The organism is Methylomicrobium lacus (genome assembly GCF_041897535.1).
Classification (GTDB): domain Bacteria; phylum Pseudomonadota; class Gammaproteobacteria; order Methylococcales; family Methylomonadaceae; genus Methylomicrobium; species Methylomicrobium lacus_A.
The window spans coordinates 3,658,233-3,675,344 of the sequence record NZ_CP169217.1 but is presented as its reverse complement, the minus strand read 5'-3'; the positions used below and the strand labels follow the sequence as shown (position 1 = coordinate 3,675,344).

General features: G+C 56.3%; 9 protein-coding genes. 4 read left to right on the top strand and 5 right to left on the bottom strand.

Going from position 1 to position 17,112, the window contains the following annotated elements; genetic code table 11:
- Positions 1 to 17 precede the first annotated feature (17 nt).
- From ACEPPP_RS16495 to ACEPPP_RS16485, 3 genes are all read right to left on the bottom strand, one after another.
- On the bottom strand, positions 18 to 1,625 hold the full coding sequence (locus ACEPPP_RS16495; RefSeq protein ID WP_374088455.1) for a ShlB/FhaC/HecB family hemolysin secretion/activation protein: 1,608 nt from the start codon (positions 1,623 to 1,625) through the stop codon (positions 18 to 20).
- 460 nt (positions 1,626 to 2,085) lie between these two features.
- The gene (locus tag ACEPPP_RS16490) at positions 2,086 to 3,768 is read right to left on the bottom strand and encodes a PKD domain-containing protein (protein ID WP_374088454.1); all 1,683 of its coding nucleotides are present in this window, start codon (positions 3,766 to 3,768) and stop codon (positions 2,086 to 2,088) included.
- A gap of 10 nt (positions 3,769 to 3,778) precedes the next feature.
- On the bottom strand, positions 3,779 to 5,404 hold the full coding sequence (locus tag ACEPPP_RS16485) for a hypothetical protein (protein ID WP_374088453.1): 1,626 nt from the start codon (positions 5,402 to 5,404) through the stop codon (positions 3,779 to 3,781).
- A gap of 670 nt (positions 5,405 to 6,074) precedes the next feature.
- Here ACEPPP_RS16485 and smbP point away from each other — a divergent pair.
- From smbP to ACEPPP_RS16465, 4 genes are all read left to right on the top strand, one after another.
- Positions 6,075 to 6,407, top strand: a complete 333-nt coding sequence (gene smbP, locus ACEPPP_RS16480; RefSeq protein ID WP_024298160.1) for a small metal-binding protein SmbP — start codon at positions 6,075 to 6,077, stop codon at positions 6,405 to 6,407.
- 1,016 nt (positions 6,408 to 7,423) lie between these two features.
- Entirely contained in the window at positions 7,424 to 10,822 is a 3,399-nt protein-coding gene (locus ACEPPP_RS16475; RefSeq protein WP_374088452.1) for an SdrD B-like domain-containing protein, read from the top strand.
- A gap of 410 nt (positions 10,823 to 11,232) precedes the next feature.
- A complete protein-coding gene (locus ACEPPP_RS16470) occupies positions 11,233 to 14,418 on the top strand; it encodes an efflux RND transporter permease subunit (RefSeq protein ID WP_374088451.1) in 3,186 nt (1,061 codons plus the stop codon).
- A gap of 118 nt (positions 14,419 to 14,536) precedes the next feature.
- Entirely contained in the window at positions 14,537 to 15,742 is a 1,206-nt protein-coding gene (locus ACEPPP_RS16465; RefSeq protein WP_374088450.1) for an efflux RND transporter periplasmic adaptor subunit, read from the top strand.
- Positions 15,743 to 16,259: 517 nt separating this feature from the next.
- Here the strand turns inward: ACEPPP_RS16465 and ACEPPP_RS16460 are convergent.
- Positions 16,260 to 16,727, bottom strand: a complete 468-nt coding sequence (locus tag ACEPPP_RS16460) for a hypothetical protein (protein ID WP_374088449.1) — start codon at positions 16,725 to 16,727, stop codon at positions 16,260 to 16,262.
- Positions 16,728 to 16,787: 60 nt separating this feature from the next.
- Positions 16,788 to 17,057, bottom strand: a complete 270-nt coding sequence (locus ACEPPP_RS16455; RefSeq protein WP_374088448.1) for a hypothetical protein — start codon at positions 17,055 to 17,057, stop codon at positions 16,788 to 16,790.
- Positions 17,058 to 17,112: the final 55 nt, after the last annotated feature.

Genomic DNA, 17,112 nt, shown 5'->3' with positions numbered 1-17,112 from the left:
TAAGCCGTGGTGCCCTGTTAAAATTCATAAGCGAAGCGAAAATCGATGCGCTGATTGCCCACATCGACCGTACCCTGCCGATACAGCGGATAAGCCCAATCCAGCTCGCCGGTCAAATGTCTGAATAACTGCGCGCGAAGGCCCAGCCCCGCGCCGGCCAGGCGGTAGTAATCGGGGTTGCCTTCCAACGGCTTCTGAATCCACAGATAGGCATAATCCATAAAGGCATGCAGGCGCAGATTATCGACGGCATCCCAGCCTTGCCGTTTCAGCATCGGCGATTGCAATTCCAGCGATAAATTCACACCGTCATCGCCCAGCTGTTGGGTCTGAAAATAGCCGCGCACGCTTTGCTGGCCGCCGGCCGAGAACTGCTCGTTACTGATCAGGGGACTGTAAGACAACTGCCCCGCGGCCCGGGCGGCGAGGCGGAAATCCCAGAACAAGGCGCGCAGATGTTTCAGATTGCCCGTCAAATAGGCATAGTTGGTCGGCGCATCCTGACGCCGGCTTTCGAACTCCATCTGATTATTTCCGAGCCCCCGGATAGAAAAATTGCCGGCAACGCCGAGGGTGGTGATCGCGCCATCCTGCCGCAAGCTGCCGTCATAGCCGATCTGGAAGGCGGGATAAGTGACCGGAGTCGGCTCCATGTCCTGGCCCTGCAAAGTCACGCCCTGATTGAAATTTTTGTAATCGAAACCCAAGGTCAGGCTTTGGGTGATATTCTCCTGCAGGCCAAATGGCTTGACCAAACGGGCGCCGTAGATGCTGCCGCTGCCGACGACCGTCAACCCGCCCACCGTAGTACCGGTCTGCACATTGGAGCTGATACCTATCCCGTATAAGGCCAGACGCGTATCGGCCCAACCTGTCGGCAGCACATAGGTGCCCGACCAGACTTCGACTTCGTCATAATTTTCGGGAGAAACCTGGTATTGCAGCGAGGCGCTATGGAAGCGCTGCCACAAGTTATCGTAACGCAGCGAGCCGATCAGGCGCGTCCGCGTGGTGTTTTCCGGGTTGCGGCCGTTCACCTCGAGACTGCCGTGCAACGGCACCTCGTCCTTCACGCGCAATTCGACCTCGGTTTTGCCCGGCGTGGCGCCGGCGCGAAAGACCGGCGTCACCTGGCGGTCCGGCGCTTCCTGATTCAAGGCGGCTAATTGTTGCTGCACCTCGGGCATGTGGGGCACCTGGCCGGCAGCCAGGGCGGGCACGCCGGTTCGAATCTTGCCCAAGGCGTAATAGCGGGAACCGGAAATTTTTAGCCGCTCGACCGTGCCTTCGACCACTTGCAGGCGTACCGAGTCGTTGACCACGTCCTGTTCCGGAATCTCGACCACGACCGTCGGATAGCCGTTTTTCCTGTACACTTCTTCGAGCGTTTGCCGGGCTTTCTCGACATCGGCTATCGATTTTCCGGGCCCGAGAAACGGGTACACGGTTTTTTCGATCAACTGTTGATCCAGCACCGTATTACCGTCAACCTGCAACATCAACAGATCGAATGCCGGCGCTGCTTCGGCGGTTTTGGCGGGCTCGGCATGAACTTCGGCCCCTGCCGGCGGGAATAATGAAAAAACGCTCCATGTCAGCAATGTGCGTCCAATGAATTTATGCATAGATTTCAAATAACCATAATATATGAGTCATTTAGCACATTGCGTGCCAATATCTATTTAACTGATAATCAATGAGTTTTGTAAAAAGCACCCGACTTTTGTGCTGATACAACAACAGCGACTGTTGGCGAGCTGTTGATGAAGCAGCAACTCGCTAATGATTTTTGGCTCCTCGCGACGGCTGAATCGGCCGGCAAGATATGAAGCGGCGATGGCATCCGGGTCGCAGGGTCTCGACTCCGGAATGCCATGCATGAGTGATAAGCTCCGGCCATTGCGGCCGGAGCGATAGAACGAATTACCTCCTTTCCTGCATGCCACCGCGGGGACCGAGGCGGGAAGCCCCGCGGCCTAGCTACACTCCTTCATGCCGCGACCTTGCATCGCGGCCTTTGACTTTCATTGAGTCCCAGATGCCGATGCAATCGGCAATGCCGCCGGACATCCTGTCCGGCCCGTGCTAATTGACGCTCGGCTGCTGACAATCCACCAGCGGCGCATCCACCGGATTCACCGTCACATTCGCGGTCAGCGTCTTCGTATGAGAGTCCGCGTCGGTAATGGTTGCGGTGATCGTATAAGTTCCCGGCTGTTCATAGAAATGCTCGCCGGTCGCCGATACAACGCCTTGATTGAGCGTGGCCGGGTTGTCGCTCAGACCATCACCCCATGCGAATTTAACGGTATAGGGCTGCGCGCCGCCTGTAATATCGACCTTCGGTTTAACCGCCGTATTAAAGGCCACGACCGCTTGCGTCAGACTCAGCGTGCCGTCCAATGCCGGCGCTTGCGGCTCGGAAACGGTAACTTGAAACGTTTGCGCCTTGTTGCCGCCATCGTTATCGGCCACGGTAATCGTCAGACTGTATTGCCCCGCTACGGCATAGACGTGATTGGCCGATTTGGCGACGACGCCAGCAGCCAACGTCTCCTGCTCGCTCTGGCTGCCGTCGCCCCAGTTAAATGTGACCGTGTAAGGGCTCGTGCCGCCGGTGATAGTCTCGGCTTTCGCAGTGATCTGTTCTCCCTTCACGACCGCGTTCGCGCTGACGCTCAACGCGGCATCCAAAGCCGGCGCGGTCACCTGAATGGTTTCAGCCGTACTGGATTTTTGCGTGCCGTTCGCGTCGATGACCGTGACTTTCTGGCTAAAGCTGCCGGCATTCAGGTATTGATGGCCGACTGATTTCGCGGTCACGCCGGCGCCCAGTTGCACCTCTTCGGCAGCCGAGCCGTCGCCCCATTCGAACTTGACCTTGTACGGACCCTTGCCGCCGCTGATGTTGGAGGCTCCGGCGGTGGCCGTGCCTCCCTTCGTCAGCGCTTTTTTATCCAACGCAAACGCCGCATTCAACGGCTGTACGTCGGCGACCTTCACGGCGACCCTATCGCTCGCCTTGGCCTTGTCGTTGTCGGTCACGGTCAACTCAAATTCCAACTGCGCAGCCTGAGACGGACTGACAAACGACGCTTGCGCGGTTTTGGCATCGAGCAATTTGACTGTCGGATCGCCGGGCTTTTTTACCTGCTTCCACTGGTACTTGACGATCTGGCCGCCGCGCCCGGCATCCGGATCGGTGCTGAGGCTGGCCAGCGTCACGTTTTTGGAGTATTCCGCTTCGATGTCGGACCCGGCATTCGCGACCGGCGCCGCATTCTTCGGCTTGACTGTCAGGACGGTGGTCTTGACGGCGGTCAACCCCTGAGCATCGGTGACCGTCAGTTGGAAAGTGAACTTGGCGGGCTTGGTCGGTTTACCGGTCTTTTGGATCGAAGGCGCCGTGAAGCTCGGCTTCGAGGTATTGGCGCCGTTGACCGTGATGGCCGGCGTCCCTTTGGTTTGCGTCCAGGCATAAGTCAGGCCTCCGCCTTCCGGGTCCGCGCTGAGACTGCCGTCCAGCGCGACCGGCGATCCTTCATCAACCGGCGCAACCTTGACGATACTCGCCTTGGGCTTTTTATTGCCTGCGGCTTCCGCCAAGGGCGAAAGCGCCAGCGCAAATACCAACAGCCAAAGTCCAATCGCCAATCGGCCGCCCCAGCCAAAACCGGGGCGAGAATCGCCATCGAGACGACCCGACGGCGCATTGTAGAGCGACGGGAAAACCCGCTCGCTAGGATGAGCATGAAAAAATAGCGACATGTTGAATTCCTTATTTCAACTGAATTTGAAGACCACCCGTGGCCTGATCATCGGCAACCGGCACGATTCCGGTTTGAGTCGAACCGGTAGCCGTGCAGTAATGGGTCAATGGAACGACTGGCTCGTCAGGATTGAAAGGAATGGATGCCTTAAAGCCTCTAGGATCTTTGGTCGTCGCAAAGATGCCGCTGAGGCCGAACGGCAACTGCGTATTCACGGCTTTGGCGACGGTCGGACTGCCCAAATCGTCGGCGAACGCCTTCAGCAGCGCCTTTTTGTCGGCCCACTGCGCATCTCCGGCTTTATCGGTACGATAAAGCACGACGCCTTCCGCCCAATGCGGATAAACCCCCGCCGCAACGTTTTCGATCGTCGGCGCATAACCGTCAATCCGCACATAGCGCCACGGATTCGTACCGGCATCCTTGTCGCCGCTGTTGACCGCAATACCCCAGATTTTTTGCAAGCCAGGATTCAAGCCGGAAGCATTGGTGCCGTTATTCCAGTCTTTCAGCAAAGCATTGGTCGCGTTGACGCCGCCTGGAGACTTGACGACCGGCGCCGCAAGCGCTTCATCGCCATTCGGGGTGTTATCCGCCGGCTTATTGGCGTTGGCGGTGCCCGGATAATTAAGAAACTTCGCATAAGCGACCGCGCCGATCGCGGCGCCTTTGTTACGCCGGCCGACCCCGACAGGCGTTTTCCCATCTTCATTTTTGAACGGCGCGGCAATGCCGGCATCGAAAGCGACATCGATCAGGCTAACCGCTTGGTTGGTAGTTTTGTCGACGATCTTGACCTGCTCCCAATTGCCGATTTTGCCGGCCAGAATGGAAGCCACGAAGTTCCGGTTCAGATTGGGCAGCGAATTGGCATCGTAAGCCCCTATCGTTACCGTGCCGGGCAATGAGCCTGCTCTTTTTTGCGCCGCCTGCAACACCTTATACAGATCTTCGGTCACCGCGATGCCATAGACCAATCCACCGGTAGAAACCTGAGTAAATCCTGCCGGCACTTGGTTCAGATTGAGCGGCCAATTCGGCTCTGGCGCGCCGGTCGTCAATTCATTGACTTGTTCAGGGTAATTTTCGGTATTGGGTTTCAATAGAATATCCGGGTCCACGCCCAAAAATCCGCCATCGGAAACCACTTTTGTTAAATAAGCGGCTGCATTGGCACCGCTGATGGCTTTTTTCCATTTCTTGCCGCCGGCCGCGCCATCAACTTCCCAATCCGCCTCATTTAACCCAACGATTTTGAGGTGCTCCAATGGCAACCCTTCGCCGTCATTGGCAAACAGCGGCACCACACCATAGCCTGCGGCCCCGTAGGACCGTTTTTCGAAAATAATCTTCTTGCCAGCCAGACCGCCGGGAAGATTGGCATTGCCGGTAAAGTAAAACGCCTGCCAGCGCCCGCCGATGCTGGCCCCGTTAACATCACTGAAGGTATCCAGAGACCCCGGCGCCGCCAGAGTTTCAGAGACAACCCGGGTAATGGCCTGGTCCTGTGCAGCGCCGCCGGAGGTATAAACGACCAAATCCGGCGCGCCATCCGTCCACGGCGTCAAGGCGCTGGCGGACTGAGCGCCGCACAGCATGGAAACGGCCAAGGCCAGTTTGTGTGATTTTTTCATAAGGCATACCCTTTCAAATGCAATTAATACGGAAAATAGATGCAGACCTCAAAAACAAGAGTCAGCTACCCGATTAAGTCTTATGAAAGAATCATGCCAATCTATAACGTACTGTTTGTATTAAATATTTATTTGAAATACCTCTACGACCTGTTGCCGTACAGACATCCCCTGCTGATCTCCTGCTGATATGCCAGCAACTTTTCATCGCGCACTGTTCCGGCAAAGCCATCTGCCCTCGATAGAAACCCTATAAAATCAACTAGTTGAATATTTGTGACGGCTTTCACACTTCATCCATGCCATTGGCCTGCCGTTAAATTGGAAAGTCAAATGCGATCGCGCAGATCGCTCCCGTCAACACATTGACCTCAAGACACTGCGTTCGCGCACCTCTTCCGCCCCCTGCTGCTGCTCCGCATACAGTCATCCAGCAAACCCTGTTCGAGACAAAACAGCACACTCGTCTTGATAACCCTATTTTTCATTAAAATCATGCCTTTAAATGTTGGCATACAAATTGAATAGCTAACTATAGACAGCAAGATATGCCCTTAGCCTTTGATTGCACTCCGCGAGTCAATTTTTAAAACCGACCGCTTCCATTGATAGGCAGTATCTGACGTCTAGTGATTTTTGAATTAACCCCACAATCCATAGAGGTGATTTTATGAAAAAGAATATCGCGATGATTTGCGCCTTGTTATTTGCCAGCACCGGCGCGTTTGCCGAGGAACATGCCGCCGAAGCCTTGAAACACGCAGGCCACGCGGTCACCCATGGCCAAGCCGGACATGCGCCGCAGTTGGTCGAACATGCCGAAAAAGCATTGAAGCATGCACAGTCAGCCGAAAGCGCCGCGAGCGGCGAAGCCAAGACGCATGTCGTTGCCGGCATTAAAGCCTTGGAAGAATCCATCGCCCACGGCAAACAAAACCATGCCGAGGTTGCGACCAAACACGCCGAGGAAGCGGTCACCCATCTGCAAGCCGGTAATAGCTGAGCATTACGGGTTAAAACCTGTTGATGCGCTTGTCGAGTTAAACCTTCAAAGTCTCCTTCTCCCCACGGGATGGGCTTTCTCCCATCCAGAAGCTTTCAATTCAGCCTCACGCTGCCATAAATCTTGCGGACGGGTTCGCCCAACCCGTCCAGCCAAAGCATCACAACTAATCAATAATCACCGCCTGTATTCGCTCATGCCCCCAGGTCTCGGGCCTTCAGGACCAATTGCCCACCCTTGGGGCCATTCAAGGCAGCCTGTATGCCGGCGACGACCGCCAGGGCGATTTCTTCCGGCGCTTCCGCGCCGTTGCAACTCTGTAGCCCCGATTAGCGATAGCGTAACCGGAGGAATGTTGTCACCTCACATGCGTGCGATTACGCTACACTAATCGCACCTATGGCCCTGTGACGCCCCGTATCATGTTGACGCCTATCCCAGCACGACGATCAAGGACAAGGGCTACGGCGCTAGGCAAACCGACGGCACTTTAGGCGCGGCGGTGTTAACCGACGTGATCGAGCGTTAACGATTGTTGAGTCAAAGACACCTTCTGCTTCCCGACTGCTGATCCTTCAGCAGCCGCATTTTTCGCGAATTCGACCGCACTCTTAGCACTGCCAAACGGCAAAAACACAAACCGACAAATGTTATGAAACTTGCCTTGTCGCCCATATATGCTTTTTCCTCGCATCACTGCGTACGCTCTCGTACAGACCCCGCCGTCTAATTGGCTTAAGCTTCAAGTTTGGCTCACATAACATTGTGTATTGTAACTTTCGATACCTTGTCGATCTGCGATTGTATGATCGAAAAATAAACCTAATAGAGAAAACGGCTTTGCTCTATTAAGTTTGTAAATTACAACAAAGCCTTAAGTTTATTTATATAAGCGCTTAGCAACAACCTAACAGGCATCCGTCGCTCAAGAATCTTGCGTTTAAAGGATTAGTCAGAAATATGAATACTGCCTGACTTGCTGTTAAGCGTTTAACTTTAGAATTCAGGAGTACGTCATGAGACGCTCTATTCTTCTTGCAGCTTTTTATTTTGTGTTCGCTCAACCGATATTTGCGGCCATCGGAATCGATGTAAACAAATCCACAGATCGAAGCACTTCCAGCACGACCATCTCTTCACCCACATTTTCGACAACGTCAACAAACGAATTGCTGCTGGCATTCGTCGCTACTGATGCACCGAATTCCGGCAATAACACAACAGTCTCCAGCATTACCGGAGGCAGCCTGACGTGGGTATTGGCGCGCCGCACCAACACCCAGCGGGGTGCGGCCGAAGTGTGGCGTGCATTCGCTCCCAGTATGCTAGCCAATGTTTCCGTCACGGCCAACCTGTCTAGGAGTACGGCCGCGTCCATCACGGTTGTGACCTTCACCGGCGTGGACACTTCAGGCACAAACGGCTCAGGAGCGATAGGAGCCACAGCCAGTGCGAATGCCGCCTCAGGCGCGCCAACGGCAAGTCTGACTACGACCCGCAACGGTTCATGGGTGTTCGGAGTCGGCAATGACTGGGACAACGCGATCGCTCGCACTGTCCCCCCAAATCAAACCATGGTGCACCAGTATTTGGCTACCATTGGCGATACCTATTGGGTACAAAGCCAGACATCTCCGACTTCGACAAGCGGAACGGTAGTTGCCATCAACGATACAGCACCGACCGGAGACCGGTACAATCTGAGCATCGTCGAAGTCCTTCCGCTTGTGAGCAGCGGCGGATCCACCTTCAGCCTTTCGGGAGCGATCAGCCCGACCGCCAGCGGCAGCGGAGCGACGGTGACACTATCACAGAGCGGAACGACGATCGCGACGGTGACGGCGGATAGTTCGGGTAACTACAGTTTCGCAAATGTAGCGAATGGCACTTACACAGTGACGCCGAGCAAAGCGGGATTCACATTCAGCCCGACGAGCCAGCAGGTCACGGTCAACGGGGCCAATGTGACCGTTCCTTCTTTCACGGCTACGCCAGTGGCAGTGACTTGGAGTATTTCAGGAGCTATTACGCCGACTACCAACGGCAGCGGAGCGACGGTGACACTGACCCAGAGCGGAACGACGATCGCAACGGTGACGGCGAATAGTTCGGGTAACTACAGTTTCGCAAATGTAGCGAATGGCACTTACACAGTGACGCCGAGCAAAGCGGGATTCACATTCAGCCCGACGAGCCAGCAGGTCACGGTCAACGGGGCCAATGTGACCGTTCCTTCTTTCACGGCTACGCCAGTGGCAGTGACTTGGAGTATTTCAGGAGCTATTACCCCGACTACCAACGGCAGCGGAGCGACGGTGACTCTGACCCAGAGCGGAACGACGATCGCAACGGTGACGGCGAATAGTTCGGGCAACTACAGTTTCGCAAATATAGCGAATGGCACTTATACGGTGACGCCGAGCAAAGCGGGATTCACATTCAGCCCGACGAGCCAGCAGGTCACGGTCAACGGGGCCAATGTGACCGTGGCAACCTTCACGGCGCAAGGAACGCCGTCTTCCCTGCTCTATCCGGATCTCTCGGTCATCATCCCGACGACGGGCACGAAGGCGATGACAATTGCGGGAACCGGAAGCAGTAGGGAGTTTCGATACACCCATGACACCTTCAATGGAGGACCTGGTCCGCTTGTTATCCAGCCTGCCTTTAATTCTGCCTCCGGTAATTACCAGGGGACCCAGTATATCTATTCACTCAGCTCCTCCAATGTCTGGTCGATCGCCAGTGAAAACCCCGTGGCGGGGGCATTCATCTTCCATGCGGCCCATGGACACTTTCATTTTCCTTTAGCGGCCTTCGGGCTCTACTCGGTAGACCCGTTAACTGGCGGCCTGGGGGCTTCCGTGGCACCCAGCGTGAAAGATGGATTTTGTATCAATGACTCCTTCATCTACGACGCATCGCTTCCCCATGCAGGAGAAACCGGCACTTTTGGATCGTGCTCGGATCCGACTACACTGCGCGGGCTGCATATCGGAGCGGTCGACGAGTACGATTTAAACGACCCGGGCCAATCCATCCCCATCCCGAATTTGCCCGACGGTACCTACTGGTTTAAGGCGCTGGCTGATCCAGAGAACTATCTGGCGGAGAGCGACAAGACCAACAACGAAACCGATGTGAAAATTACAATCACCGGCAACAATGTCCAAGTGCTGGAGAGTCGTACCCCCGTTTTAAATACACCGCCGGCCATCACATTGTCTTCACCTTTGTCCGGCATCCTTGTATCCGGCACCGTTACACTGACGGCCAGCACGGCGACGACGAGCGGCGTACAATACCTGCTCGACGGCCTGCCTTTTGGTAACATCGTTTCCGGCGGTCCCTCGTACAACCTGTCCTGGAATACAACAACCGTGCCGGACGGGGCCCACTGGCTGGCCGCCCAAACCACAGACTCAACCGGCATCATAGGCACTTCAGAAGTTGCCGTGGTGACTGTTAACAACGCGGCCAGCAGCGTGCCTGTTGTACAACTTTCAGATCCGGTGAATGGCTCGGTTCTATCCGCGACTGTCACTCTTAATGCGACTGTTGCCAGCAGCCAGCCCATAGCAAGCGTAGCGTTCTTTGTTGACCCGGTGGAAGGCGCCGTTAATGAACCTGTGGGTACAGTAACTGCCTCCCCCTACATGATTTCCTGGAACACAACCACGGTGCCGGACGGATCGCATGTGATCACTGTTACAGCCACCGACAATCTGGGTAACGTCGGCAGCTCGGCACCGATTACGGTGAGCGTGAATAACAGTCATCCAGCAAACACGATCACAAAAGATGTTTCGGTTTCCGTGGACGGCCAGGGCGCCATGACTACACCGTCTTTCTCTACTCCTACGGCAAATGACCTGCTTATCGCCTTCCTGGCTTACGATGGCCCCTCCAATTCTCTGCAGACTGGCAATGTAACCGGCGCCGGTCTGACCTGGACACTCCTCGAACGCAGCAACACCCAGGCAGGCACGTCGGAAATCTGGTCGGCTCGGGCAAATGGAACGCTCAGCAACGTGACCGTCTCCGCGCAACCCGGAAACGGCAGCGGCTTTCATGGGTCTTTGACCGTGATCGCGTTTACCAGCGCCTCCGGCACCAGTGTGGTAGGCCGAGCCGGTGCGCCGTCGGGCGAACCGGACATTTATGTTCCCGGCGTAATCGCCGGTGACTGGGTGTTTGCCGTCGGCAACGACTGGGACCGCGCGATTGCCAGGACTCCAGTGAGCGGCCAGGAGCTCGTCCATCAGAGAGTTGACACGGCGGTCGGCGACACCTTTTGGGTGCAGTCGACAACGGCACCATCCACCGCCAACGGCTTGGTCGATATCCACGACACCCAGCCAACAAATGACCGATGGAACTATGCCGTCGTCGAGATCGTGGCAACGCACCAATAATGCCAGCCGCACCGAACATGTATTTTGTGCCTAAATTTTTCATGTGTAGAGATGCTCACGACTTTTGAATTCGACGGTTAACACTGTTATCGGATGCGGCTCGGTTAAGAAAAAGCTGGCGGCTTGCCGTGAAGACACGGGCCCGCCGGCTTTTGTTTATATCGATTTGATATTACTGGCGCTTGCCCAGCAAACAACACAGATATTGTTGGTTCACGAACACCTTCTGTATCCCGCCTGCTGCTTTTTCAACAAGACCGCTCTTTCGATAACCCTCCCCTCCGCCAAATCACCGCCAAACGGCAGACAATAAGGCCCAATCCCCCGCTTGGTATGTAATTTGCGTATAGATAAAGCACAAGCTTTTTCAACTCAGGCTCAATCACAACGGATCGTTCAAGCCCTCCTTCATGTGGATCGTTCAAATCGGCCTCCGCCGCCCCTATACCTTCGTGGTGGCGGCCCTACTCATTCTTTTGTCCACGCCTTACGTACTGCGCAAGATGCCGACCGACATTTTTCCGGCCATCGACATTCCGGTCGTCGCGATGCTGTGGCAATACAACGGCATGCCCGCGAAGGAAATCGCCGACCGGCTGACCGGCTCGGTCGAACGCTCGATGAGCCTGATCGACGGCATCGAGCACAGCGAGTCGCTGTCTTTCGCCGGCGCGGCGGTGATCAAGGTGTTCTTCCATCCGGACACCGATATCCGGACCGCGATCGCGCAGGTGATGTCGAGCAGCAACTCGGTCTATCGCTCGCTACCGACCAATGTCGCGCCGCCGCAGGTGATCCAGTATTCGGCCTCCGATCTGCCGCTGGTGCAGCTCGGCATTTCGAGCAGCACGGTGCCGGAAACCGAGGTGAACGATCTGACCAACAACATCGTCCGTACCGAGCTGCAATCCAAACGCGGCGTCGCGGTGACCAATCCGTTCGGCTCGAAGAGCCGGCAAATCACCGTCGATACCGACGTGCCGGCCCTGCTGGCCCGTGGGCTGACGCCGACCGACCTGTCGGATGCGCTGGCCGCGCAGAACCTGATCCTGCCGACCGGCACGATCAAGATCGGCTCGACCGAGTACGATGTGACGCTGAACGGTGCGATCGCGGCGATTCCGCGCCTCGGCGAGCTGCCGGTGCGCACCGATCACGGCGCGACGACCTTGATCCGCGATGTCGCGATCGTCCGCGACGGCCCCGCGCCAACCACGACGATCGCCCGCCAGAACGGCGAGCGCGGCATACTCAATTCTGTCTTCAAGATCGGCAATGTGTCCACGCTGGATGTGGTCGAGCATGTCCGGCAAGCGATTCCGAAGATGCTGGAACTGATGCCGGAAGGCATCAACATGCGGTTGATGTTCGACCAGTCGCTGTTCGTGAAGGCGGCGATCGGCAACGTACTGCACGAGGCGCTGATCGCCGCCGCCCTGACCGCGGCGATGCTGCTGCTGTTTCTCGGCAACTGGCGCACCACCTGCATCATCGCGGTCTCGATTCCGCTGGCGATCATGGTCTCGCTGATCATGTTGTATCTGATCGGCGAAACGATCAACCTGATGACGATGGGCGGCCTGGCGCTGGCGGTCGGCATCCTGGTCGATGACGCCACCGTCGAGATCGAGAACATCGAGCGGCAGATGCTGCTGGGCAAGAATCCGCAGCAGGCGATTCTGGACGGCGCCGCCGAAATCGCGATGCCGGCCTTCGTCTCGACCCTGTGTATCTGCATCGTGTTCGTGCCGATGTTCTTCCTGACCGGCGTCGCGCGCAGCCTGTTCGTGCCGATGGCCGAGGCGGTGGTGTTCGCGATGCTGGCGTCCTATATCCTGTCGCGCACGCTGGTGCCGACCCTGGTGATGTATGTGATGGCCGGCCATCACGGCCGCCTGGACGCGCCGCCGAGCAATGCGCTGGCGCGCGCTTTCAGGAGCCTGCATCATGCTTTCGAGCACGGTTTCGAAAGCTTCCGCGGCCATTACGTCGTGCTGGCCAGCCATCTCTTGAACCATCGGCGGCGTTACGGCACGGGGATTCTGGGATTCTGCCTGTTATCGCTGGGCCTGACGCCGCTATTGGGCCGGGACCTGTTTCCGGCGGTGGATGCCGGCCAGATCAGGCTGCACGTGCGCGCGGCATCGGGCACCCGGATCGAGGAGATGCCCCGGCAGATCGACGCGGTCGAGGCGTTCATCCGGACAAGCATCCCGCCTGGAGAGCTCAGCGACATGCTTGACATCATCGGCGGCCCGTACAGCACCCGCAACACGCTGTTCGGCAACTCCGGCACCGTCGAGACCGCCGACACCGAGATCATGATTTCGCTGACGCCGGGCCGGCATGCGCCGAGCGCCGACTACATCAAGGCCCTGCGCGCCGAATTGCCGCGCCGCTTCCCCGCCCTGGAATTCTTCTTCCAGCCGGCCGACCAGGTCAGCCAGACGTTGAATTTCGGCGTGCCGGCGCCGATCGACGTGCAGTTCATCGGCGGCAAGCCCGACGAGGTGATACCGCAGGTGCGGGCGTTTCAGAACCGGCTGCGGCAGATCCCCGGCATCGTCGATGCGCATATTTACCAGCGCCTGGGCCGGCCGGCCCTCGACCTGGAGATGAACCGCCAGCAACTGCAACAGCTCGGCCTGTCTCCGCGGGACGTGGCGCAAAACCTGCTGCTGACCTTGAGCGGCAGCATGCAGACCGCACCCTCCTACTGGTTGAATCCGGCCAACGGCAACACCGTCAACATTGGCGTGATGGGCAATCCCTTGACGCTGGACAGCCTGGACGCTCTGCTGCGCACGCCGGTTGGCGGCGGCAGCGACGGCCAGCCGCAACTGCTCGGCAATCTGGTCAAACTGAAACGCTCGCAACTGCCGGCCATGGTGACCCATTACAACGCGAACAATGTCTTCAATATCTACGCCAGCGTCGAGGGACGCGATCTCGGCTCGGTCAGCAACGACATCGACAGACTGATCGCAGAAAGCCGCGCCGCCCTGCCCCGCGGCGTCGAATTGACGGTGCGCGGCCAGATCGAAACGCTGAACGGCTCCTTCATCGGCCTGGCCTCCGGTCTCGCGGTCGCGATCGTGCTGCTGTATCTGTTGCTGGTCGTTAACTTCCAGTCCTGGCTCGACCCTTTGATCATCGTCAGCGCCTTGCCGGCGGCTCTGGCCGGCATCGCCTGGACTTTATACCTGACCGGCACGACGCTGAGCATACCGGCCTTGACCGGCAGCATCATGGCGATGGGCGTCGTGACCGCCAACAGCATCCTGCTGGTGTCCTTCGCCCGCAGCCGGCTGAGCGCCGGGGTGCCGCCGACGACGGCCGCCCTCGAAGCCGCCGCGACCCGGCTGCGGCCGGTGCTGATGACCGCCTTCGCGATGATCGTCGGCATGCTGCCGATGGCGATCGGCTGGGGGGAAGGCGCCGAGCAGAACGCGCCTCTGGGCCGCGCGGTGATCGGCGGCCTGACCTTCGCGACCGCCTCGACTCTGCTGTTCGTGCCGATCGTTTTCGCCGCGCTGCACCAATGGCTGCAACCTGTCCATCCGCACCTAATACCCATTTATTCGGAAACAACCTAATAGCCAACCCCGTAGGATGTGCCGACGTAAGGAGGCGCATCAATCGCGAATGATGCGCTTCGTTCCTCAGCACATCCTACGAAGCTGACCGAGTGCTCATTTAATAGGAAATAATCTTATGCCTAGTCACACCTCGCCCGCATTCGCCCTGCCGCCCACGACCCATCCCCGGCGCACCCTGAATATCGCCGGCAAAGCCGGATCGGCCCTCCTGTTGCTGCTGCTCGGCGCCGGCGTCTGGCGCTATGCGGTGAATCAGAGCGCAGCGGAAAGCCTGGCTCAACGCACCGCCGACAGCCTGCAGCGTAGCGTGATCGCGGTGCATCCGCGTCCCGGCGAGGCCTCGCGCAAACTGGTATTGCCGGCCAGCCTGAAAGGCTATACCGAAACCCAGGTTTTCGCGCGCACGAATGGCTACCTGAAAGCCTGGCACAAGAACATCGGCGATACGGTCAAAAAGGGCGATCTGCTGGCCGAGATCGACGTGCCGGAACTGGAACACGAACTGGCGCAGGGCCGGGCCGCACAGGCTCAAGTCAAGGCCCGCCTGGAGCTGACGCGCTCGACATGGGAACGCTGGCGGCAGCTGAGCGAGACCGACGGCGCGCCGAAACAGGAGGTCGACGAAAAACGCGCCGCCTTCCTGCAGGCGGAGGCCGACATGGCCGCCGCTACGGCGAATGTGAAGCGCCTCGAAAACATCGAAAACTACCGCCGCGTCGTCGCGCCGTTCGACGGCGTGATTACCCGCCGCGCGGTCGATGTCGGCAGCCTGATCGGCGCCGGCACCCAGGAGTTGTTCGCGCTGACCCAGACCGACCCGCTGCGCCTGAGCGTCTGGGTGCCGCAAGCCTATGCCGACGACATCGAGGCCGGCCAGAGCGCGTCGGTGCGTCCGCTCGGAACGCAAAGCCAGGCCATCAGCGCCCGCATCGACCATGTCGCAGGCGCTCTCGATCCAGTCACCCGCTCCCGGCAGGCCGAGATCAGCCTGCCGAATCACGCCGGTCAATTGCTGCCGGGCGCCTATGTCGAAATAGCGATCGACATCGCGCAGAAGGCAAGCCCGCTGCTGGTACCGGCCAATGCGCTGGTGATGGACAAGGACGGCACGCACACGGTCATCGTCGATGGCCAAGGCAAAATCGATCTGCGCCCGGTAAAAATAGGCCGCGATTTCGGCCGCGAGGTCGAGATTATGGAAGGCATCGCCGCGAACGACGTGTTGGTCGCGAGCCCGTCGGATCTGTTGACCCAAGGCGAGACGGTCAGCGTCGTGGAAGCCGAGGGCAAGTCCAACGAGAAGCTGGCGTCGAGATCGTGATGACTTTACCCTACTGGAGAGGCTTATGCTCGTTCCCAAGCTCTTGCTTGGGAATGCCGCCCTGGAAGCTCCAGCTTCCAGTCTTTCGTGATACGGGAAGCTGGAGCTTCCAACACCAGATTCCCAACCTGGAGATTGGGAACCAGATTTGTAGGTCGGGCACGCTTTTTTGTGCCCGACATCTCAAAGCCAGTTTATTGCAACGTTGTTTCCTGACTGATCACCAGAACGTCGGGCAACGATAAAGCTGTTGCCCGACCTACCAGGCTGTTGGCGTATGTCCTTGATCGGCGGTTTTATGAGACATTGCAGACGGTGATGCTTGTGTCAGAAGGTTATTGGCTTTAAGGGTAATATACAAATTTAGGGTAACTAGTACCCCAATCTCAGGGGGAATCCTCCGATAAAAGCTGATATTTCGCAGTATTAGCCTTGAAAAATTCACTCCTAACTGGGTAGTGGAAATTTAGAGGAGTTTTTCGCCATCCTGCTAGGCCCGATAAACCATGTAACCATCTTACACTTGTTGCAGGCTTGGAAAATCGGAAGAATTTATATGTAGTTCTTGTAAATTTTTTTTAGATTTATTTTTTTTCTTTAATTTGTCAATGAAGTTATTGTGATAATTTGCCATCCATGTATATTTTTCTGTAAATTTATTGTGCTCATTCAATCCTGCTATGGACTCCAAAATTATTTCGCGATGTTTTTTTAAAAACACCAAATAAAGATCAGGATTCTCATATTCAGTTACAATTGCTCTTAAGTAGTCAATGAAAAATAATCCATCATCGCTCTGTCGAATCATGTCTTTGATATAAGAAGATTCCTGTTTCAATGAGTGACTGACATTTCTAAGTAAATTGTTATTTTTAAATTCACTAATTAGTAAGGGATCAACAACAACTCTCGGATAGTTGGCAAATTTACTTTCTAAATCGTAGGCTCTTATAAACGCAGGCCCAAAAATTTGGTTGACATCCATATAAATATCACCGAAAGTTATTCCGCCGCGTATTAAAATATTGCTACAGATTAAATCAACTTAGGCATGTAAAAGGTCAAGCAGCTCATAAAAAAGCAAGCCAATCTGAAAGCGAATGTTCTCCTTGGTGTTAATTTTTCTAACACGAATTATGGAGTCAGAAAAAACCTTTGTTTCTGGCGCATAAAGCCACTTATCTGGATTATCCGGTGTTGCTGCCTTTTCAACAATCTTTAATATTTCGTGAATTTTTTGTGAGCTTTCACATTTTACAAGCTCTCTAAAACCTAAAATATCTATAAAGGTTACAATCGCTTTTTCATACTCCATAATTTTATCTACAATATTAGAGTGTTAGGTTATTTCTATTTTACTTTAAGCGTAG

What these genes read in the sequence shown, in the direction of transcription:
- ACEPPP_RS16470 (WP_374088451.1), top strand. Translation starts at nt 11,233, where the DNA reads ATGTGGATCGTTCAAATCGGCCTCCGCCGCCCCTATACCTTCGTGGTG.
- ACEPPP_RS16490 (WP_374088454.1), bottom strand. Translation starts at nt 3,768, where the DNA reads ATGTCGCTATTTTTTCATGCTCATCCTAGCGAGCGGGTTTTCCCGTCG.
- ACEPPP_RS16460 (WP_374088449.1), bottom strand. Translation starts at nt 16,727, where the DNA reads ATGGATGTCAACCAAATTTTTGGGCCTGCGTTTATAAGAGCCTACGAT.
- ACEPPP_RS16485 (WP_374088453.1), bottom strand. Translation starts at nt 5,404, where the DNA reads ATGAAAAAATCACACAAACTGGCCTTGGCCGTTTCCATGCTGTGCGGC.
- ACEPPP_RS16475 (WP_374088452.1), top strand. Translation starts at nt 7,424, where the DNA reads ATGAGACGCTCTATTCTTCTTGCAGCTTTTTATTTTGTGTTCGCTCAA.
- ACEPPP_RS16495 (WP_374088455.1), bottom strand. Translation starts at nt 1,625, where the DNA reads ATGCATAAATTCATTGGACGCACATTGCTGACATGGAGCGTTTTTTCA.
- smbP (WP_024298160.1), top strand. Translation starts at nt 6,075, where the DNA reads ATGAAAAAGAATATCGCGATGATTTGCGCCTTGTTATTTGCCAGCACC.
- ACEPPP_RS16465 (WP_374088450.1), top strand. Translation starts at nt 14,537, where the DNA reads ATGCCTAGTCACACCTCGCCCGCATTCGCCCTGCCGCCCACGACCCAT.
- ACEPPP_RS16455 (WP_374088448.1), bottom strand. Translation starts at nt 17,057, where the DNA reads ATGGAGTATGAAAAAGCGATTGTAACCTTTATAGATATTTTAGGTTTT.